The sequence below is a fragment of the Aestuariimicrobium kwangyangense DSM 21549 genome, assembly GCF_000421525.1.
Classification (GTDB): Bacteria; Actinomycetota; Actinomycetes; order Propionibacteriales; family Propionibacteriaceae; genus Aestuariimicrobium; species Aestuariimicrobium kwangyangense.
In genome coordinates, this window is record NZ_ATXE01000001.1 from 625,241 (window position 1) to 645,306 (window position 20,066).

A 20,066-nucleotide genomic window follows, 5' to 3' on the forward strand; every position below is an offset into this window, starting at 1 on the left:
CCTCCGGCCCGGGCGCCCCCGGACCCGGAAGTCCCCGGAGCCCCGACCCCCCGGCGGGCCACCTCAGGCGCCCTGGGCCCACTCGCTGGTGAGTCGGGTGGCCCGGGCGATCGCCTCGTCGACGGGCATCCCGCGCCCGACCGCGACCCCCACCAGGAAGGTCGTCAGCGGGGCTGCGGGTCGCATCACGGCGTGGGCCGCGTCGCGTGCCAGGTCGAGCACCCCGTCGACATCGCAGCAGCCGCGGTCGATCCCCAGGTCGGCGCACACGGCTGTCGCCCAGTACTGCAATTCCTGACCGGTCGCCATCACCGGACCACCGACGCCGTCACCGCACCACCGACGCTGTCACCGGACCACCGACAGGGCGTACCCGCGCTTGACCACGGTGCGGACGATGTCCCGGTTCCCGGCTGACTCCCGCAACCGGTTGATGGCAGCATCCAGGGCGTGCGAACCGGCCCGGTCACCGGGCAGGAGGTCGCTCAGGTGCTCGCGGGGGAGCACGCCACCGCGAGCCTCAGCCAGGGTTCGCAGCAGATCGAGCCCCGTCGGTGACAGGGGCAGCACCTGCCCGTCGAGCACCGCGGCGTTCGCCCTCATCACCAGCCGTCCCGCCGAGGTCGGGACACCTGCGGTGGGGTCGGAGTAGTGCTGCACCACCCACCGCACCAGCGCGCCCAGCCTCCACCGGTCGGGGTGGTGCACCTCGAGGCCCTCCTCCTGGAGCGGGGCGGCCGTCACGGGACCGACGGCTGCCAGCAGCACGTCACCGGCCACCGATCGTGACCGGATGGCATCGACCAGGCCCGCCGACCGGGCCGTGTCGAGCCAGGACCGCGAACCGGGGGCCGAGGTGAACAGCACCGCATCGGCCCGTCCGGCGGCGACCCGCTCGATCCACCGGTGGTGCGCGTCGGGGTCCGGAGGCGGGCCCCAGCCGTAGACGACCACGGGAACGACGTCGGCGCCGACCGCAGTGAAGGCCTCGTCCAGTCCGTCGGAGCCGTTGCCGTGGTGCTGCACGGCGACCCGCAGTCCGGCCAGCCCCTCGGCCACCAGGTGGTCGCGCAGTTCGGCGGCCGTCTCCGACTCGGCGACCCAGTCGGCCTCCAGCCCCGCGGCCTGGATGGCACCCCGTGCCTTGGGGCCGCGCGCGACCAGTCTGGCTCCGCGCATCGCCGCGATCAGGGCATCGGCGAGCCCGGCTGCGTCCGCCGCCTCGATCCACCCGCGGAACCCGATACCGGTGGTGGCGACCACCACCTGTGGGGGATGGGCGATCAACTCGCGGCTGCGTGAGACCAGCTGGGCATCGTCCAGGTGGGGGATGGTGCTCAGGCTCGGCGCGTGGGCGACGGTGGCACCGCGTCGCTCGAGAGCCGACGCCAGTTCTCGTTTGCGCCGGTCGGCGGTGATCACGACGGTGCACCCCACCAGCGCTGTGCCCTCCTCGGACATGGTGACCCTCCCTCGCTCTGACCAGCGCTTTCGACGCTAGACGTGAGATGTTTCACTGCTGTTTCAGGCAGGCAACGAGCCCGAGCCGAACAGGTCGGCGATGGCATCGCGGATCGCCATGCTCCGTCGTGGGTCAGGGGCACCGGACGAGACCACCCCCACGGTCACCGGGCCGTGGGTGGTGCTGGCGGCCTGCTTGGCCGATCCCGACCCCGATCGGGAGCCGTTGATGCACCATGCCCGGCGCTCGTCCGCCCAGCCGGCGACCCGCTCGTCGACCTCGGGGGAGTCTGTGGCCGCCACCACGAACCACACCCCGTCCAGGTCGTCCTCGCACACCTCACGCCGGACGAGCGCGACCACTCCCTCCTCGACCAGGCGTTGCAGGTCGGGGCACACCCGCGGCGAGACGACGGTGATCCGCGCCCCGTCGGCGAGAAGGCAGCCGACCCGTCGGGTGGCGATCCGTCCACCGCCCACCACCAGCACCCGTCGCTCGGCGAGGTCGAGTTCGAGCATCATGGTCGCGAGTCCCCGGGAAGGGCACGCCCCGCCAGCGGGCCGGTACTTCCCAGGAGCCCGTGCCCTCCCAGGACGGCATCGAGGGGAACCTCGACCACCACCCGAGCGCCGTCGAGGGTGACTGGGTAGACCGCCAGGTCACGACCGAGTCCGGGGCGTGGCTGTTTGTCGAGATCGGCGAGGCATCGCCCGTCGAGCAGCGAGAAGACCTGCTTGTACAGCGGTGATGCGACGGTTGGTTCCCCACCCCGAGACCCGGTGATCCCCCGGCTCATCACCGAGGCCCCCGAGAACGGGCACAGGTTCTGCACGGCGTGCACGCTGCCGTCGTCCAGTCGGAACACCGCCACCTGCAGGGCGCCGGCGAGGGCGGCCACCCCCAACTCGGGAGTGAGCAGGTCGTACTCGCACACGGTCACCAGGGTGGTGACCGGGGTCTCCACGTCCACGGTCGGGTTCATCGACGCACCTCCAGGGTTGAGCCGGCGATCAGCACGGCGGGGTCCCGTTCCTCGGTCGTCGCCGGACGACGCTGGCCCCGCTGCTCGACGTAGGCCAGCGTGGGGTCCGGTTGGTCCGGGGCGTTGATGAAACTGGTGAACTGACGCAGCCGTTCGGGGTCGTTGAGCACCGCCTTCCATTCGTCCTCGTAGGAGTCGATGTGGCGCGCCATGTGGGCGTCCAGGTCGGCGCAGATGCCGAGGGAGTCGTCGATGATCACCGCCCGGATGGCGTCGAGACCGCCCTCGTGCTCCTCCTGCCAGGCCGCTGTGCGTTGCAGCCGGTCGGCGGTGCGGATGTAGAACATCAGGTACCGGTCGATCACCCGCAGCAGGGTCTCGTCGTCCACGTCCTCGACCAGCAGCTGTGCATGCCGAGGGGTGAACCCACCGTTGCCGCCGACGTAGACATTCCAGCCCCGGTCGGTGGCGATCACGCCGACGTCCTTGCCGCGGGCCTCGGCGCACTCCCGGGCGCACCCGGAGACGCCGAGCTTGAGCTTGTGGGGGCTGCGGAGTCCGCGGTAGCGGAGTTCCAGGGCGATGGCCATGCCGACGGAGTCCTGCACCCCGTATCGGCACCAGGTCGAGCCGACGCACGACTTCACGGTGCGCAGGGATTTGCCGTAGGCATGCCCCGACTCCATGCCGGCATCAACGAGCCGCTTCCAGATCTGCGGCAACTGTTCGAGGCGCGCACCGAACAGGTCGATCCGTTGGCCACCGGTGATCTTGGTGTACAGCCCGTGGTCCTGGGCGATCTGGCCGATCAGGATCAGGTGCTCCGGCAGGATCTCACCGCCCGGCACCCGCGGCACCACGGAGTAGGTGCCGTCCTTCTGCATGTTGGCCATCACGCGGTCATTGGTGTCCTGCAGGGCCGCCCGGTCGTCCGCCAGCACGTGCTCGTTCCACAACGAGGCGAGGATCGAGGCGACGGTCGGCTTGCAGATGTCGCAGCCACGGCCGCTGCCGAATCGCTGCAGGATCTGCGAGAAGGTCGTCAACCCGGCCACCTGGACCGCCTCGAACAACTGCGCCCGCGAGAGGGGGAAGTGTTCGCACAAGGCGTTCGACACCTGGATGCCCGCCCGGGCGAGTTCGTTGCCCATGATCTTCTTCACCAGCGGCAGGCATGACCCGCACGAGGTGCCGGCGCGGGTGCACGCCTTCACGCCGGCCAGGTCGGTGCACTGTTGCTGGCAGACCGCCTCACGGATGGTGCCCGCCGTGACGTTGTTGCAGGAGCAGACCGTCGCGGCGTCGGGCAGTTCGACCGACGGGCGTTCCACGGCTCCCTCGGGCAACAGCCAGCCAGCGGGGTCGACGCCCAGGTTCGACCCGACCAGCGGACGCAGGGCCGAGTACGCCGAGGCGTCCCCGACCAGGATGCCACCCAGCAGGGTGCGGGCGTCGTCGGTGAGCACGAGCTTCTTGTAGACCCCGGCGACGGGGTCGGAGTAGACGAGTTCCAGGGCCCCGGGGGTGGTGGCGAAGGCGTCACCGAAGGAGGCGACGTCGACACCCAGCAACTTCAACTTTGCCGCCGTGTCCGCCCCCGGGAAGGTGGCGCGCCCACCGAGCAGACGGTCCACGGTGATCTCGGCCATGGTGTAGCCGGGGCCCACCAGTCCGATGCAGGCGCCCTGGATGCAGGCCACCTCACCGATCGCGGAGATCCCCGGGTCGGCCGTGAGGCAGGTCTCGTCGACCACCACGCCGCCGCGCTCGCCGATCGGCAGACCCGCGGCTCGCGCGAGGTCGTCGCGCGGCCGCACACCGGTGGCGAAGATGACCACGTCGACCTTGAGGTCGTCCCCGTCGGTGAACGTCAGGCGGGCGGCTCGTCCACGATCGTCGGCCCGCACGGCCTTGGTGGCGGTGTTGCAGCGCACCGTCACCCCGAGGTTCTCGATCAGCCGGGCCAGCGCGTTGCCGCCGCCCTCGTCGACCTGCAGGTTCATCAACCGGTCGGCGAACTGGATCACCGTCGAGGTTGCCCCCAACTCCTGGAGGGCTCCGGCGGCCTCCAGCCCGAGCAGTCCGCCACCGATCACCGCCCCGTGCACGGGGCGTCCCAGCTCCTCGGCGCGCTGCACGACCCAGGCATTGAGCGCGGCCACGTCGTCGATGGTGCGGTAGACGAAACAGCCGGGCAGGGTGGCCCCGTCCATCGGCGGGGTCCACGCGTACGATCCGGTCGCCAGCACCAGGTGGTCCCAGGCGAAGACCCGTCCGTGGCGGTCGGTGGCCGTGCGCGCCTGCCGGTCGATGGCGACCACCCGCGACTCCCGCTGCAGGCTTACCAGCGGGTCGTGCCACAGCCCGGCGTCCCCCAGGGAGAGTTCCTTGGGGTCGCGTCCCGTGAAATAGGTGGTGAGGGCCACCCGGTCGTAGGGCGCGCGCGGCTCCTCGGCGAGCACCGTGACGTGGAAGCGTCCCTCGGTGTCGCGGGAACGCAGGGCCTCGACGAAGCGGTGGGCGACCATGCCGCCCCCCACCACGACGATCTTCTCGGTTGTGATCATGGTTCATCCCTCCGATCGGCCCGCGAGTGCGGGAATCCGGTTGGCGTTGCCCGTCGGGCAGTCGCGAATGATGTCGCCCACGAGCCGGGCGCAGTCCCCGCAGCCGGTGCTCGCGCGGGTGGCCCGGCTGACCCCGTCGACCGTGGTGCAGCCCTCGTTGACGGCGCGCACGATGCGCGCCTTGGTGACGCTGTTGCAGCGGCAGACTGTGTCGTCGTCGGTCAGGTCGGCAGCGGTGGCCGAACTCGCCCGGACGGTGGCCAGCGGGCGGACGATCAGGTGGGCCGGGTCGCGGGGCACCGGCAGCATGCGGGTGTAGAGGGCCGACAGTTCCGAGGCGCACTGCTGGTCGCCGACGACGGTGGCCCCCACCAGCAGTCCCTGGCTCACCACCACCTCGACGTGACGTCCGATGGCAGGGTCGGAGAGGCGGACGGTGCGCACCTCGCGCTCGCCGTGGTCGACCTGACCCGACAGGCCCATCGTCACCAGGTCGAGGCCGGGGGCCTTCACCCGCACCACGTCGGTCAGGTCGGGCGTTTCACTGCCGGACGGTTCACCGGCGGACGGTTCACCGGCGGACGGGGCGACCGTCGCGGGGTGGCCGGTGAGCAGTTCGACCAACCGGGACGACTGCCGCCACCCTTGGGCGACCAGACCGGTCGCCCCCTCGGGCGGCTGAGCACAGTCGCCGATGGCGAAGACGTCATCGGCGGCGGGTGAGCGGAGGTCGTCGCCGACCAGGATGCCCCGGTCGCAGGGCAGTCCCGCGCTGCGGGCCAGGGTGGTCTCGGGGATCGTGCCGGCGCACATCACCAGCAGCTCGCACGGTAGGTGGGTGCCGTCGGTCAGGGTGAGGCCGGTGAGCGCCCCGCGACGGTCGGTGACGGCGGCGACAGAGGTGTTGGTGACCACCCGCACCCCCAGTTCCCTGAGGCGCGAGGTGGCGACCTGCGCCGCGGCTGCCCCGAGTTGGCGCTCCATCACCCGACCCGAGTGGTGCACGACGGTCACCCCCAGCCCCCGCGAGGCGAGCCCCGTGGCCACTTCGAGCCCGAGCACGCCCGCACCCAGCACCACGGCCTGCCGGGACCTCGGCAGCGCCGCCATGATGCGGTGGGCGTCGTCCAAGTCCTTGAGCACGCAGATGCCGGGCAGCAGGCCACGGGGGTTGGCGATGCCGTGGATGTCGGGGATGCGAGCCTGCGATCCCGTGGCGAGGACGAGTCTGTGCCACGGGTGCACCTCGCCGTTGGCGTCGGTGACGGTGTGCCCGTCGAGGTCGATGCGGCCGGCAGGCACCCCGGTCAGCACGCGGGCCCGTTGGGACTCGACCTGGGGCAGCGCCAGAGTCGACGGGTCGGTGCGTCCCGAGACGACACTCGACAACAGCACCCGGTTGTAGGGGGCATGTGGCTCTCGGGCCAGCACGGTGAGGTGCGCCGACGGATGCTGTTCGACCAGGTCGGCGGCGAATCGGGACCCGACCATGCCGTGACCGATGACGACGACCCTCATGCGCTGATCACCCCGTCCGGTGCGCCCGCGGGTTCGATCCTGACGGCGGTCACCTTGAACTCGGGCATGCCGCTGATCGGGTCGGTGGCGTCCTGGGTGAGCCGGTTCGCGCTGCCGAGACCGGGCCAGTGGAAGGGCATGAAGACGGTGTCGGGGCGGATCCCGTCGCTGAGCCGCACCTCGGCGATCGCCTGGCCGCGACGCGTCGTGAGCACGGCGTCCTCGCCCTCGACGAGCCCGAGGCGGTCGGCCAGCACGGGGTGCACCTCGACGAAGGGCCCGGGTTGGGCGGCGTTGAGTTCGGCCACCCGGCGGGTCTGTGCTCCCGACTGGTACTGCTGCAGCACGCGGCCGGTGACCAGGTGCAGGGGTGCGTCGGCGCGCACGTCATCGGCCGGGCCGTGATGCCGCACGGCGATCATCCTCGCCCGCCCATCGGGGGTGGGGAAGCGCTCCAGGAAGGCCCGCGGGGTGCCGGGGTGGTCGTCCTCCCCGTCGCCGGTGGCCGGGCAGGGCCAGTGCACCTGCTCGCCGGCATCGAGTCGCTCCCAGGTGATGCCCGAGTAGTCGGCGACCCCACCCGCGGACGCCCGGGCCAGTTCCTCGAAGATGGATCGGGGATCGTCCGGGAAGCCCGTGGTGACACCCAGGCGGCGGGCGAGCTCGCGCAGCAGCCACAGTTCGGAACGGGCGCCGGCGGGGGGATCGACGGCGGCACGCCGCCGGAGCACCCGCCCCTCGAGGTTGGTCATGGTGCCCTCCTCCTCGGCCCACTGGGTGACCGGCAGGATCACGTCTGCGAGCAGCGCTGTCTCCGACGGCACGAAGTCGGCGACGACCAGCAGGTCGAGCCGCCCCAACGCCGCCCGGACCGCGGTGGCGTTCGGCGCCGAGACGATGACATTGCTGCCGTGCACCAGCAGCGCCCGAGGGCCCCGGGGTTCCCCGATCAGTTCGAACAGGCGTACGGCGGGTACTCCCGGGCCGGGCAGGGTGTCGGGGTCGACCCCCCACACGGCGGCGACGTGGGCCCTCGCGGCCGGGTCGCTGATGGAGCGGTACCCGGGCAGTTGGTCGCACTTCTGGCCGTGCTCGCGGCCACCTTGGCCGTTGCCCTGCCCGGTGAGGGGTCCGAACCCAGACCCCGGACGACCGACCAGTCCCAGGGCCAGTGAGAGGTTGATGGCCGCCTGCACGGTGGCGGTGCCCTGGGTCAACTGCTCAACCCCACGACCGGTGAGCACGTACGCGCCCGCACCGCCACGGTTCGGGGAGGCGGCCGCCAGCAGGCGGGCAGTGCGCCGCAGGTCGTCCGCGGCCACGCCACACAGCGACTCGGCTCGTTCGGGCCACCACTCGGCGACCGAGCGGGCCACCTCGTCGATTCCGGTGGTCCGGCCGGTCAGGTATGCCTGATCGGCCAGTCCCTCGGCCAGCACCACGTGGGTGAGGGCCAGCAGCACCACCAGGTCACTGCCGGGTACCGGAGCGAGGTGGATCCCCTGGCCGTCCCGCGTGAGCGAGGCGGTGGCGGACTCGCGGGGGTCGACCACCACCAGCCCACCGCGGGACCTGACCCCCGCCAGGTGCTGCACGAAGGGAGGCATGGTGACCGCCACGTTCGAACCGAGCAGCAGCACGGCGTCCGCGCCGTTGAGGTCGGTCAGCGGGAAGGGCAGACCGCGGTCCATGCCCAGACCGCGATTGGATGCCGCGGCCGCCGATGACATGCAGAACCTGCCGTTGTAGTCGATGAACCGGGTGCCCAACACCACCCGTGCGAACTTGCCCAGGGCGTAGACCTTCTCGTTGGTGAGTCCGCCGCCGCCGAAGACCGCCACCGCATCGGGGCCGTGCTGACGGCGCAGGTGACGGAGGCGATCGGCCACCAGGTCGAGTGCCTCGTCCCAGTCGGCCTCGCGGAAACCACCGTCGGCGGTGCGCAGCAGCGGGGTGGTGATCCGGTCGCTGGCCCGCAGCACCTCGGCCGAGGTCCAGCCCTTCTGGCAGAGCCCACCCCGGTTGGTGGGGAAGTCTCGTCCGTCCACCTCGACGGGCAACCTGTCGCCGGGGGTGGGGGTGAGGGTCTGGGCGCACTGCAGGGCGCAGTAGGGGCAGTGCGTGGCGACACCGGGCGGCGTGGGCGCGGTCACGGTCAGACCTTCCGCATCAGGGTGCCGCGTCGCAGGAAGAACAGCCAGGTGAGCGCGGCCAGCACCAGGAAGACACCGACGTAGACCTGCAGGGCCGGCACGATCGACCCGCCGAAGCTCTCCCGCGACCACTTGTAGACGAAGGGGATCGCGAACCCGCCCAGGGCGCCGACGGCCGAGATGATTCCGACCGCACCGGCGCTCTGCCGCTTTAACTCGAGGCTGACCTCGGACGAGGTGTCGGGGTCGAGTGCCCGCAGCCGTCCGAAGATGGCGGGGATCATGCGGTAGGTCGAGCCGTTGCCGACACCGGTCACGGCGAACAGGGCGACGAAGCTGGCGAAGAACAGTCCGATGCTGTGGGTGCGCACCCCCACCACCGCGATGCAGCCCGCGGCCGCCATCAGCACGAAGGAGGTGAGGGTGATGATCGATCCGCCGAACCGGTCGGCCAACCTGCCGCCGAACGGACGGGCCAGTGAGCCCACCAGGGCACCGGCGAAGCCCCAGCCGAGTGCGAGGTCGGGTCGCCGGAAGACGACGGTCAACAGGGTGGGGAAGGCCGCCGAGTAGCCGATGAATGATCCGAAGGTGCCGATGTACAGCAGCGCCATCAGCCACACGTGGGGGTGACGGACGGCCCGCAGGGTGGGCGCCGGGTCGGCCTTCGCCTCACGCAGGTTGTCCATCAGCAGGAAGGCGCAGACGGCGGCAGCGATCGCCAGTGGGGCGTACACCAGCCCGGCGGCGGCCAGTCCCACCCCACCCAGTCCCACGACGAACGGCACCACCTTCTGTGCCACGGCGACCCCGATGTTGCCCCCGGCCGCGTTCAGTCCCAGTGCCCAGCCCTTCTGCCTGTCGGGGTAGAAGAACGAGATGTTGGCCATCGACGAGGCGAAGTTGCCCCCACCCAGACCCGCGGTGGCCGCAATCGCCACCAGCACGCCGAACGAGGTCTCGGGGTGGCTGACGGCCCAGGAGAGTCCGAGCGTGGGAACCAGCAGCAGCAGCGCCGAGACGACGGTCCAGTTGCGTCCGCCGAAGATCGGAACCATGAACGTGTAGGGCACCCGCAACACCGCTCCGACCCCGGAGGCGACCGCCAGCAGGGTGAGTCCCTGCCCGGCGGTGAGCGCCCAACCGTTGACGCCGGGCTCCACCAACGTCCCGGCCGAGTCGTAGGTGCCGTACATCGTGACGACGACGATCGACCACAGCATCCACACCGAGAACCCGATGTGTTCGGCGACGATCGAGAAGATGAGGTTGCGCCGCGCCACGGCCTTGCCGTGGGAGGCCCAGAAGGTGGGGTTCTCGGGGTCCCAGTGCTCGATCCAGCGACCGGTGGCGAGCCGCGAGGGGGACTCGGGGGCGATCTCGCCCGAGAGCGTCCCGGCGCTACCCGCGGCCTCGGTGCTGGCGTCGGCCTCGGTGCTGGAGTGGGCTCTGGGGGGGCTGGTGGTGACGTCCTGCGTGGTCATCGGGCACTCCTGGTGTGATCAGCGGGGATGTGGTTCCACGCTAGGGAGCCCATGTTTCGGACGATCAGCCGCATGTGACGCACCCGCGAACACCTGCTCACAGCCGCCGGGCCGTCCGGTGTGAGGTCCTCGGAGGGACCCCGCCCGCGGCCCCTCTACCGTGGAGCCCATGGATGCCCTCCCCCCTCATTTCTCCGTCCTCGGTGCCGTGCCCGCCTCCGGACGTCCCGACCTGCTCGCCGAGCCGGTGGCGGCGGCCATCGCGCGGTTGCCGGAGGCGTTGGTCTTCGAGATCGACCCGGCCCTGGCCGACACCGCGGCGCTGAACGCCGCGTTGAACCTGCCCGCCGACTCCGCCGCCAACTGCGTCATCGTCACCGGCAGACGCGCGGGGGATGAACGGACCGTCGCCTGCCTGGCCCTGGCCACCACGCGGGTCGACGTCAACCGCACCGTGAAGCAGAAGCTGGACGTGCGCAAGGCGAGCTTCGCCCCGATGGAGCACGCCACCGAGGTGTCGGGCATGGAGTACGGCGGTATCACCCCGGTGGGCTTGCCGGCGGGGTGGCCGATCTGGATCGACGCAGCGGTCGACGCCCAGCCGTGGGTGTGCATCGGTGCCGGCACCAGGGCGGCGAAGTTGCTCGTGCCCGGGTCGTCCCTCAAGCACCTTCCTGGTGCCGAGGTGGTCGAAGGACTGGCAGGCTGATCCCATGACTGAACCCGTCAACGACGCTGTCGACGTCCTCATCATCGGTTCCGGGCCAGTGGGCTCCACGTGGGCGCGCACCCTCGGTGAGGCCGACCCGCAGCTGTCGATCCTGATGGTCGAGGTCGGCCCTCCCACCCACGGCGAGGGCATCCCCGGACCCCGGGGGAACCACACCCGCAACCTCGACCCGCACCATCGCCACGCCGTCGAACTGCTCACCCAGGGACCCGACCGGGGCATCGTCCGCGCCGATGCGCTCGACGACATCGCTCCCGGGCTCGACCCGAGCCTGGAGTTCCGACTGACCATCCTGCCCGGGCTGTTCTTCCTCGACCCCCGACCCGAGCGGGCCGACGACGAGGTGGGCCTGCCTGCCGCCAGCATGGCCTCGGGGGTGGGAGGCATGGGCATCCACTGGGGCACCTCGTGCCCTCGTCCCCACCAGTCGGAACGCATCAGCTTCATCCCGGCCGAGGAGTTGGACGAGGCGCTGGATGCCGCCGAGCAGTTGCTGCAGGTCACCACACCACCGGTGCCGGGGCACGGCCTGGCCGAGGCGGTGCGGACGGCCATGGCCGAGGTCTTCGACGGCCCCGGTCTGGCGCCGGCCCAGTTCATGCCCACCGCCACCCATTGGGAGCAGGTGGAGGGCCAGCCCGACAGGCTGGTCTTCTCGGGGGCCGGCACGATCCTCGGTGACCTCGAGTCGCATGTGCCCGGGTTCCAGTTGCTGACCGAAACCCTGGCCAAGCGGGTGATCATCGAGAACGGACGGGCGGTCGGTGCGCTGCTCGAGGACCGTCGCACCGGTGCGACCCGCGAGGTGCGTGCCGGCCGGGTGATCGTGTGCGCCGACGGGCTGCGCACCCCCCAGGTGCTGTTCGCCTCGGGTGTGCGCCCCCCGATGCTCGGGCGCACCCTGAACGAGCACTTCCAGGTGAACACCTTCGTGCAACTGTCGGACGAGTTCGATCCCGACCACTTCGAGCACGGCCCCCGCGACATCGTGCAGCCGATCGTCCCCTTCTCCGATGACCGACCCATGCAGGGGGGCGCCATCCTGCTGGCCAACTCGGCCTTCGCCGACGCCGACGACCAGCACGAGCACTCCAAATTCGCGCTGCTCGCCTGGTACGGCGCCAAGGACCTGCGCGAGCAGGACGCCGTGGAGTTCTCCGAGGAGGAGACCGACTTCTACGGGATGCCCAGGATGCGGATCCGCTACGGCCACTCGGAGGTCGACCGGCAGACCCTGGCCGAGATGAAGGCCAACTCCGTGCGGATGGGTGAGCGCATCGGAACGATCACCATGCAGCCGACCGAGGCGGCGGGCGGTTCATCCCTGCACTACCAGGGGACGGTGCGGATGGGCGAGACGGACGACGGAACGTCGGTGTGCGACCCGTGGCTGCGGGTGTGGGGAGTCGAAGGGCTGTACGTCGGCGGGAACGGGGTGATCCCGACGTCCACCGCCTGCAACCCCACGCTCACCTCGGTGGCGTTGGCGTGGCGAGCGGCCCGAAAGCTGGCCCAGGAGTTGTGAGTCCGATGAAGGCGCGGAAGGCTTCCACCCCCGCGTACTCGATGGGCTGGTCAGGGCGGACGAACCCCTGCGGGTCCAGCCGGAGCGTGTGATGGGTCTGCCAGCCCTGCTCGTCGGCTCGCGCCTCACGGGTCGTGTCGACGATCTCGTAACCCACCTTCCGGCTCACTCCGAGCGAGCGGGCGTTGTCGCTGAACGCTCCCGAGCGGCACTCGACGGCGCCCAGGTGGTCGAAGGCCAACGCGCAGACGAGTTGCCTCATCAGGGTGCCCACGCCGCGTCCCTGGAACTCACGGCCCAGCCAGCTGCCGGTCGACGCGGTACGGGTGGCCACGAAGTGCTTGCCGGCCAGTTCCTGGATGCCAGCGATCCGACCGCCGACGAACACCCCGAACGTCAGGTTCCAGTCCTCCGGGGTGATGGCGGCCCGCCTGGACCACAGGAAACGAAGGGTGTTGGTCGGCAGTTCGTCGCGCGGGGCCAATGTCCATGGCGACTCGAAGGGCATGTAGTCCTCGTCGTGCACACCGCGCAGCGCCACCTCGACGAGGCCGGGCAGGTCGTCGTCCGACAACCAACCGAGACGCAGGTCGCCGCAGCGCACCTCGACTCCGGCGGGTGGGAACATCTGGGCCAGAGGGGTCATGCAGCCATCCAATCACTGGGCCCCCTCACTGCGCCCTCTCGATCACTGGGCCCTCTCGATCACTGGGCCCTCGCAATCACGGGGGACCCTCAATCAGGGGCTGCTTGCCCCGACGGAGCGCCACCGTGTTCCCAATATGGCACCCCCAATGCGAGGGGTACGTGGGCAACGGAAGAGTGTCGCCATGATCACACGTCGTCAGCTGGCCATCGGTGGGCTGGGTGTGGGTGCCGTCGTCGGCCTCGGCGCGTGGGCGCGTGGTGCTGCGGACGGGGACGACTCGGCCCGGGTGCTGCTCGAGAAGTACGGCCTCGCGCAGCTGACACCCGAACAGGTCATCGACACCCTCGACGCCGACGGCCGCGCCCGACCCCTGCCCCTGTCCGGTTCGGTGCGCGCCCGCGAGGTGATCCTCTCCGACGGTGAGACCCGGGCCTCGGTCGCGCTCACGGGCGACCGGTTCTACCTGGCCGTCATGCCCTTTCGCAGCCGGACCCACGAGTGCTTCTTCCACGACGTGGGTCGCTGCTCGGGGGAGTACGCGCGGCAGGCCGTGCACCTGACCATCACGGACTCCTCCGGTGCCGTGCTGGTCGACGAGGACGCGGTCACCGGGGCCAACGCCTTCGTCGGTCGCTGGCTCCCGCGCAACCGCACGGGCACCGTCACTGTCACCGCCGAGGGTCTGCGCGGGGAGGCCGCCTTCTCGTCCAAGGACGATGCCGCCACCTGCCTGACCACACTGCAGCTGGTCTGACCAGCCTGCCGGCGGGCTTACTCGGCCAACCCGTAGAGCCGGTCGCCGGCGTCACCCAGTCCCGGCACGATGTAGCCGTGCTCGTTGAGTCGCTCGTCGACGGCGGACACCACCAGGGTGCAGGGCACCTCGAGGTCGGCGACCAGCTTCTCGAAGTTGGCGATGCCCTCCGGTGCCGCCAACAGGCAGATGCAGGTGATGTGGTCGGCGCCTCGGTCGACCAGGAACTTCACGGTTCCACCCAGTGACCCACCGGTGGCGAGCATCGGATCGAGCACGTAGCACTGGCGCCCCGTCAGGTCGTGCGGCAGGCGCTCGGCGTAGGTGACGGGCTGCAGGGTCTCCTCGTTGCGGGCCATGCCGACGAAACCCACCTCTGCGGTGGGGACCAGCTTCATCATTCCCTCGAGCATGCCCAGACCCGCGCGCAGGATGGGTACGACCAAGGGGGCAGGGCGCGACAACCGCACGCCCATCGTCGGCGCCACAGGAGTCTCGATCGGGTGTTGCTCGACCCGCACCTGTCTGGTCGCCTCGTAGGCGAGCAGGGTGACGAGCTCCTCGACCAGTTGCCGGAAGGTCGTCGAGTCGGTCTCACGCTTGCGCAGCAAGGTCAGCTTGTGATCGACGAGCGGGTGTTCCACGACTCTCAGTTCCACGGCCCCACTGTCCCACACGCCCATCGGGGCGCACACGTCGGGCTGGCATGGCACGATGGGGACGTCGTCGCGATTGCACTGAGCGCTCGAGGCGGCACTGGGACGTGGAGATCGCACTGGGTTGTCGAGATCGCACTGGGTTGTCGAGATCGCACTGGGTTGTCGAGATTGCACTGGGTTGTCGAGATTGCACTGGGTTATCGGATTGCACTGTGGAGGAGGCCGCGATGACCGCATACGGTGATGACGTGAACACCCACACTCGTGCTGACGAGGACCTCCTTCCCGATGCCCCCGACCTGGACGACGATGCTGCTGACCTCGATGACGACGCCGTCGTCGACGGGGATGTCGACGTCGATGATGATGACGACGATGACGACGATGACTCCGACGACGAGGATGACGACGACTCGGACGACGACGACTCGGACGACGAGGACGACGACGACCTCGAGGACGCCACGGCCGAGGACATCGACTGCGTGGTCGCCCTGTACCGCGAGGACGGCCTGCCGGTGGGACAGGCCTTGGCCTTCGAGCTCGCCAACGACCTCGACGAACTGATCGACCAGTTGCGCCGACTGCCCGGTGACGCCGGAGCCCTCGGTGCGGTCTCGATCGCGGGTGAGTTCTTCGTCCTGGTCAGGGTGCGCGGTCGCAACGTGCAGACGATGCTGTCGGACTCGCTGTCGGCCAACGACTGGCCCCTCGCACGCGACGTGGTCGAGTTCCTCGGCCTGGACGTGCCCGACGAGGACGAGGACGACTCCGAGCTGGTCGGTGACCTCGACATGCTGGCCGATCTCGGCATCAGCGAGTTCGATCTCGAGAACCTGGTCGAGGACCTCGACGAGTCCTCCGACGACCAACTGGCGGGCATCGCCAAGCGGCTCAAGTTCGGGCCCCAGTTCCAGCGCGCCATCCAGTCGCAGCGCTGACGGGGTCCTGGCGTATGGGCGATTGCCGTCCGAGGTTCACTGCCGTCAGCCGGTCGGCGGTGTGAGGGTGTCGAAGTGGGACGACGCGATGGGACTCGCACTGGCCGAGGCCGCCCTGGCCCCCGGGCACGGCGACGTGCCCATCGGTGCCGTCATCCTCGACGAACACGGAACCGTGATCGCGCAGGGCCACAACGAACGCGAACTCACGGGTGACCCCACCGCCCACGCGGAAGTGTTGGCGCTCAGGCGCGCGGCCGAACGGGTGGGCCACTGGCGACTGTCGGGGTGCACCCTCGTCGTCACCCTCGAGCCCTGCACCATGTGCGCCGGTGCGCTGGTGCTCTCCCGCGTCGACCGGCTCGTGATGGGGGCGTTCGACCCGAAGGCGGGGGCGGTGGCGTCGCTCTTCGACGTCGTCCGTGACCCTCGGCTCAACCACCGGGTCGAGGTCGTGACCGGAGTGCTGGCCCAGGAGTGCTCCCTTCCCCTGCTCGAGTTCTTCGCCGGACACCGTCAGTGACTGCGTAGGGAGGCCTGAGGGCGATTGGCGGCCGACGGCCGGCTCGCGGTATGGTTTTCGGCGGTGACGTGTCTGAGCGGCCGAAAGAGCTCGCCTCGAAAGCGAGTGTGGTGCAAGCCACCGAGGGTTCAAATCCCTCCGTCACCGCCACGGGCCGAACACGATCTCGATCGGGTTCGGCCACGAATTGAGTAGGGATGCCGGTTCCACCCCCGTTGGGGGCGGTGGGACCGGCGTTCTGCTCGTCACGGGCGGAACAGGCGGTGCGCCTAAGGCGCTTCCAGACGACCGCCGCGCTGCCCGCGTGTCGGTCGTCAGTGTCAGGCACGCCTCTGGCCAGGACCTGGTGGGGGCCGGGTGTCAGTGAGGCGTGGGGTGTCCTGTTGGGTTCTGCTGATCGCCGCTCCGAGACGGTGGGCTCCTCGGGTGCCGATCGCAAGAGCAGCGGGTGCCGAGCGGAAGACCGGACCGGGCACGGAGATTCTTCCGTTCAGTGCGCTTTACGAAGTAGTCTCCGTCGTCGTCGTCGATCTGGGGACGTTCGAAGATCAACCTGATGCGCCGCAGGTTGGGCGCTGCCATCAGGAACCCACCATCACCTGCCGGGCGGCCTTGGTGCGCACCGGTCGGCGTCCAGCCAGCGCGAGCCCCTCCCAAGCTTCGTCCTTGGCGTACCCGTTCGGCCTTCGTGCGGCTGCCGCAACCGGTTGTAGAGGTCGGTGTGCGCATCGCCAATGGGCAGGTCCTGCCGGACTTCGCGAGATCGCTTGGACCTGGCAGATGGTAGGCGGCTGCCGATTGGTCAGCGCTGTGTCGGGCAGGACGATGGTGCGCCGGTTGTCGGCGTGGTTGCAGTCGCGGTCGGGGGTGAGGCGTTCCGTCATCGAGGCGGGCTTGTGAGGGCACCTGACGGTGAGCGACCACCCCGCACGGGAAGCGCGCGACGGCACCCGCTGGTGCGCGTGCGGCCACACCCTCGACCCACACTCCAGAACCCGTCGCTGCGACTCCAGCGCCGCCTTCCGCGACCGCATCAGGCACCAGACCGTCGGCGACGCATTTCGCTATCTCCGTCCGAAGTCATCAACGGGCTTATGGCCGCCGCCAGCGACTGCCAAGAACTCGTCGGACGCCTCCACGCCAAGTTCGTGCTCCACCAAGACCTCACCACCGACGAACTCACCGACCTGTTCAGCGCCGCGATCGCGAACAAGGTGATCGCCCGACTTGCCGAGGAGTACCTCGCCAAGTGACACGTTCCTGCCGGGACTTGTCACGCCTGCGCTAGCCCCTAGGCCCCCTAAGGTGAGGTCTGAACATTGCCGGGGTGTATGCGGCCTTGCGCGGGCCTCTTTCCGGTAGGGCGATCCGCCACTCCTGCCGATGTCGACGCGGATCAGCAGGAAATGACGAGCACTAGAGGCGGCTACCGGTGAAGTTGACCCAGAACGAGTTGGAATCCCGATTGGGGGAGCCGCGAACGCGCTTCGCGCACCGGTCGACCCGGCAGACTTCAAGACCTATGTCTTCCCCAGGCTGTTCTGGAAGCGGATCAGCGACACCTGGCAGCATGAGCACGACCTCGCCTTCGACAAGTGGGGCGACAATCTTGACGAGGTCGCGTTGATCATCGACCGCAACATCGGGGCGCCGACCCAGAGCGTGGACGAGCACAAGCCCGAAGGCCCACCGGTCGTCGTCGAAGATCTCCCCCTACGACATCGACGCGATCGTCAAGCAGCGCTTCACCGGCTGGAACCAGAACAATTCCGACGGAGACAAACTCGTCCGCCGCAACATCCGCGACGTGCTCGGCTCCTGCGGACTCCCGCCCACGGGTCCCCTGTTCGACAACACCTACGTCTACGTCAGCGAGAAATACCAATGACTAACGAACCACACGACAGCACTCTGCTTTCGTCTGAAGTGACCACCGACGGCCTGCTCACCAGCCTTGCCATCTTGAACGTCAACTGGGACACCGACCGAAGAAGTTACCTCGACAATTTCTTGCCCTTCGTCTACGAGGCGATGCGGCGGAAGGCGTCCGACGCCCATAGACCGGCTGGTGTCCGGGCGCACGTCGTGGATCTCTTTGGGTTGGACCTTCCCGTTCACGTCGTCAACCAACTCCTGGAGCGAGGGGTCAAGAGCGGCGCATTGGAGACGGGCAGCGCCGGACGAGGCTGCTACAAGTTCAAGAATGGTGCCGCTGAAGCGGAGCCCTCTGGCATGGATAGGCAGCAGGCGAACTTGAGGCGACAGCAGGCGCACCTTATTGACAATCTCCGTTCCTACGTCTATGAGAAGTTTGACCTGACCTGGCGCTCCGAAGAGGCCGAACAGGCACTGCTCTCACATGTTGAAGCGCACGCAGCCCCGCTCCTGGAGAGCGCCCAGCACGGAAGTCCGTACGGCAGGGGCACCAGTGGCGCTTCCGAGAGCCGTGACTTCGTGGTCAGCAGTTTCGTGGTGCATGCCTTCGAGAGAGACGCCGAGTCCTTTGCGGAACTGGAAACGATGGTCAAGGGGTGCATGCTCGCGTCAGCGCTCTATCTGGGCACGCCAGCGAACGTAGCCCGCGACTTCCAGAACACGACCCTGTACCTCGATACCCCGATTTGCCTGAAGGCTCTCGGGCATGAGGGGGATGAGGCCCGCGATGCGGTCCAGCAGACGCTTGAGTTGGCGGTCCAGCACGGAGCCACCCTCGCGTGCTTTTCGCACACGGTCTCCGAGACAGATGGAGTGCTAGAGAAGGTCCAGAACCAACTCGCGGGTCGCACCGTGATAGACGCACGCGCCCAAGGTGTACTCAAGCACTACCTCGCCACCGGGCTCCGTGAGACCGACGCCATCCTCGCCCGCGAGAACCTGGAGGAGGCCGTAGCAGCGCTCGGAGTCCATGTCCACGACAAGCCTTCCCATCGCCGCGCCGTCAGCGTCGATGAAGCAGCGTTCGAAGAACAACTCCAGTCCACGGTCGGCTACCACTCACGCAACACCTTGCTGATGGACCTCGACAGCCTCACCGCGATTCACCGACTCCGAGATGGGCGCAGCAGCAACCGGCTCGAAACGTGCCGTGCGGTACTAATCACCGACAACCACAAACTCGTCCGCGCCTCTCGGCAGTTCTTCAACAGCGGTCAGCACCGCTGGCCCCTCGCGATGGTTGACCATGAATTGGCAGCACTTGTCTGGATCAAGCGCCCAGCGCAAGCACCGGATCTACCCCGCAGGCAGATCATCGCTGACTGCTACGCGGCGCTGGACCCGAGCGACGCCTACTGGAATCGGGTGAGCGAGGAAATCAGCGCCTTGCGTGAGAGCAACCGGTTGTCAGCCGACGAGGTCACGATCCTGATGGGCTCTCACGAAGCGCAGCGGTCCATCATGGAGGTCACCCTCGGCGACCCCCGCAGGATCGACGAGAGGGCACTCCAGCGCGCCCTTGGCAAGGCAATCGAGGACCTACGCAAGCCCGTGGTGGATGAGGCCGAGGCAGCGATAACACGGGCCCAGGAAGCCGAAAGCGCCGAGGTGACGGCCCGCTTCGAGGCGACCGAACGGCAAGGCGAGGTCGAAGAACTCCGACAGCGACTGTCGAAACTCGAAGAGCAGCAACTGAAGGCTGACGAGAATGACCGTCTAAGAGCTCGAAGGACAGCCAAGGTGCTCGGCGGGCTCACCTTGATCGCGCTCTCCGTCGTGGCCACGGCAGGCACCTCCCTCGTGGCGACGCAGATCGCGCCGCACGTTCCTTCACCCTGGTTGTGGACCTTGCGCGCCGCCGAAGTGATCACCTTCGTGGCGACGCTCGCGATCCTGATGTTCGGAGGAAGCCTCAAGACCTGGTCCGATAAGGCCGAGGAGTACGTCTACCAGCGCCTGCATCGACGCAGTCTTCGGGCGCGCGGTCAAGCCTGATTCGGGCAATGTGCCGAGCCGCCTGTAACAGCGGCTCGCGCCACCCGGTCGGCCCGGTTCGCCGCGTACCCCACCGGAGTAGGTGGACAAGCCTGTCAAATCCACTCGAATCCACGAACCGGGAGTCCAGTGCGCTTGGTCACGGCGAATCGAGCCACCTCACTGGTCGATATTCTGCGCTTGGCCGTC

The 20,066-nt window shown here is 69.1% G+C and carries 17 protein-coding genes and 1 tRNA gene; 8 read left to right on the forward strand and 10 right to left on the reverse strand.

Features of this window, described 5'->3' with window-relative positions:
- Positions 1 to 63: 63 nt before the first annotated feature.
- The 8 genes from H507_RS0102755 to H507_RS0102790 all read right to left on the reverse strand — a co-directional run bounded on the left by H507_RS0102755 (position 64) and on the right by H507_RS0102790 (position 10,166).
- Complete coding sequence (locus H507_RS0102755) at positions 64 to 309, reverse strand: DUF6457 domain-containing protein (protein ID WP_022909198.1); 246 nt, start codon at positions 307 to 309, stop codon at positions 64 to 66.
- Positions 310 to 348: 39 nt separating this feature from the next.
- Positions 349 to 1,461 (reverse strand): uroporphyrinogen-III synthase, encoded by a 1,113-nt coding sequence (locus H507_RS0102760; RefSeq protein ID WP_022909199.1) that lies wholly within the window; start codon positions 1,459 to 1,461, stop codon positions 349 to 351.
- Between the two features lie 63 nt (positions 1,462 to 1,524).
- Positions 1,525 to 1,983: a precorrin-2 dehydrogenase/sirohydrochlorin ferrochelatase family protein gene (locus H507_RS0102765; RefSeq protein WP_022909200.1), complete on the reverse strand. Its 459-nt coding sequence runs from the start codon at positions 1,981 to 1,983 to the stop codon at positions 1,525 to 1,527.
- Positions 1,980 to 2,444 carry a nitrite reductase small subunit NirD gene (gene nirD / locus H507_RS14290; protein ID WP_022909201.1) on the reverse strand — a complete coding sequence of 155 codons (465 nt, stop codon included), beginning with the start codon at positions 2,442 to 2,444 and terminating at the stop codon, positions 1,980 to 1,982. Before nirD ends, H507_RS0102765 begins: the two co-directional genes overlap by 4 nt.
- Entirely contained in the window at positions 2,441 to 5,011 is a 2,571-nt protein-coding gene (nirB, locus tag H507_RS18165; protein ID WP_022909202.1) for a nitrite reductase large subunit NirB, read from the reverse strand. The genes nirD and nirB overlap by 4 nt, the downstream gene beginning before the upstream one ends.
- Positions 5,012 to 5,014: 3 nt before the next feature.
- Positions 5,015 to 6,529, reverse strand: a complete 1,515-nt coding sequence (locus tag H507_RS18170; protein ID WP_022909203.1) for an FAD-dependent oxidoreductase — start codon at positions 6,527 to 6,529, stop codon at positions 5,015 to 5,017.
- Complete coding sequence (locus H507_RS0102785) at positions 6,526 to 8,682, reverse strand: molybdopterin oxidoreductase family protein (RefSeq protein WP_022909204.1); 2,157 nt, start codon at positions 8,680 to 8,682, stop codon at positions 6,526 to 6,528. Before H507_RS0102785 ends, H507_RS18170 begins: the two co-directional genes overlap by 4 nt.
- A 2-nt stretch (positions 8,683 to 8,684) precedes the next feature.
- Complete coding sequence (locus H507_RS0102790; RefSeq protein WP_022909205.1) at positions 8,685 to 10,166, reverse strand: MFS transporter; 1,482 nt, start codon at positions 10,164 to 10,166, stop codon at positions 8,685 to 8,687.
- A 169-nt stretch (positions 10,167 to 10,335) separates the two neighbouring features.
- On the opposite strand from H507_RS0102790, the gene H507_RS0102795 reads away from it, so the two are divergent.
- Together H507_RS0102795 and H507_RS0102800 are read left to right on the forward strand one after the other, a co-directional pair.
- Positions 10,336 to 10,875, forward strand: a complete 540-nt coding sequence (locus H507_RS0102795) for a YbaK/EbsC family protein (RefSeq protein WP_022909206.1) — start codon at positions 10,336 to 10,338, stop codon at positions 10,873 to 10,875.
- Positions 10,876 to 10,879: 4 nt separating this feature from the next.
- A complete protein-coding gene (locus tag H507_RS0102800; protein WP_022909207.1) occupies positions 10,880 to 12,421 on the forward strand; it encodes a GMC oxidoreductase in 1,542 nt (513 codons plus the stop codon).
- Here the strand turns inward: H507_RS0102800 and H507_RS14300 are convergent.
- Positions 12,366 to 13,067, reverse strand: a complete 702-nt coding sequence (locus tag H507_RS14300; protein ID WP_022909208.1) for a GNAT family N-acetyltransferase — start codon at positions 13,065 to 13,067, stop codon at positions 12,366 to 12,368. The genes H507_RS0102800 and H507_RS14300 overlap by 56 nt on opposite strands.
- Before the next feature lie 184 nt (positions 13,068 to 13,251).
- Here H507_RS14300 and H507_RS0102810 point away from each other — a divergent pair, with 184 nt between their 5' ends.
- Positions 13,252 to 13,824, forward strand: coding sequence for a CueP family metal-binding protein (locus tag H507_RS0102810; protein WP_022909209.1), 573 nt, complete (start codon positions 13,252 to 13,254; stop codon positions 13,822 to 13,824).
- Positions 13,825 to 13,841: 17 nt separating this feature from the next.
- Here the strand turns inward: H507_RS0102810 and upp are convergent, their stop codons facing one another.
- The gene (gene upp, locus H507_RS0102815) at positions 13,842 to 14,468 is read right to left on the reverse strand and encodes a uracil phosphoribosyltransferase (RefSeq protein WP_026377677.1); all 627 of its coding nucleotides are present in this window, start codon (positions 14,466 to 14,468) and stop codon (positions 13,842 to 13,844) included.
- A 242-nt stretch (positions 14,469 to 14,710) separates the two neighbouring features.
- Between upp and H507_RS0102820 the strand changes: the two genes are divergently transcribed.
- The 5 genes from H507_RS0102820 (at position 14,711) to H507_RS0102840 (ending at position 19,877) form a co-directional block, all read left to right on the forward strand.
- Positions 14,711 to 15,424, forward strand: coding sequence for a tRNA adenosine deaminase-associated protein (locus tag H507_RS0102820; protein ID WP_022909211.1), 714 nt, complete (start codon positions 14,711 to 14,713; stop codon positions 15,422 to 15,424).
- Positions 15,425 to 15,512: 88 nt separating this feature from the next.
- On the forward strand, positions 15,513 to 15,947 hold the full coding sequence (tadA, locus tag H507_RS0102825) for a tRNA adenosine(34) deaminase TadA (protein WP_026377679.1): 435 nt from the start codon (positions 15,513 to 15,515) through the stop codon (positions 15,945 to 15,947).
- 62 nt (positions 15,948 to 16,009) lie between these two features.
- Positions 16,010 to 16,097: transfer RNA gene (locus tag H507_RS0102830), tRNA-Ser, on the forward strand.
- A 944-nt stretch (positions 16,098 to 17,041) separates the two neighbouring features.
- Positions 17,042 to 17,200: a hypothetical protein gene (locus H507_RS17795; RefSeq protein WP_022909213.1), complete on the forward strand. Its 159-nt coding sequence runs from the start codon at positions 17,042 to 17,044 to the stop codon at positions 17,198 to 17,200.
- A gap of 631 nt (positions 17,201 to 17,831) precedes the next feature.
- Complete coding sequence (locus H507_RS0102840; protein WP_026377680.1) at positions 17,832 to 19,877, forward strand: hypothetical protein; 2,046 nt, start codon at positions 17,832 to 17,834, stop codon at positions 19,875 to 19,877.
- The last annotated feature ends 189 nt before the right edge of the window (positions 19,878 to 20,066 follow it).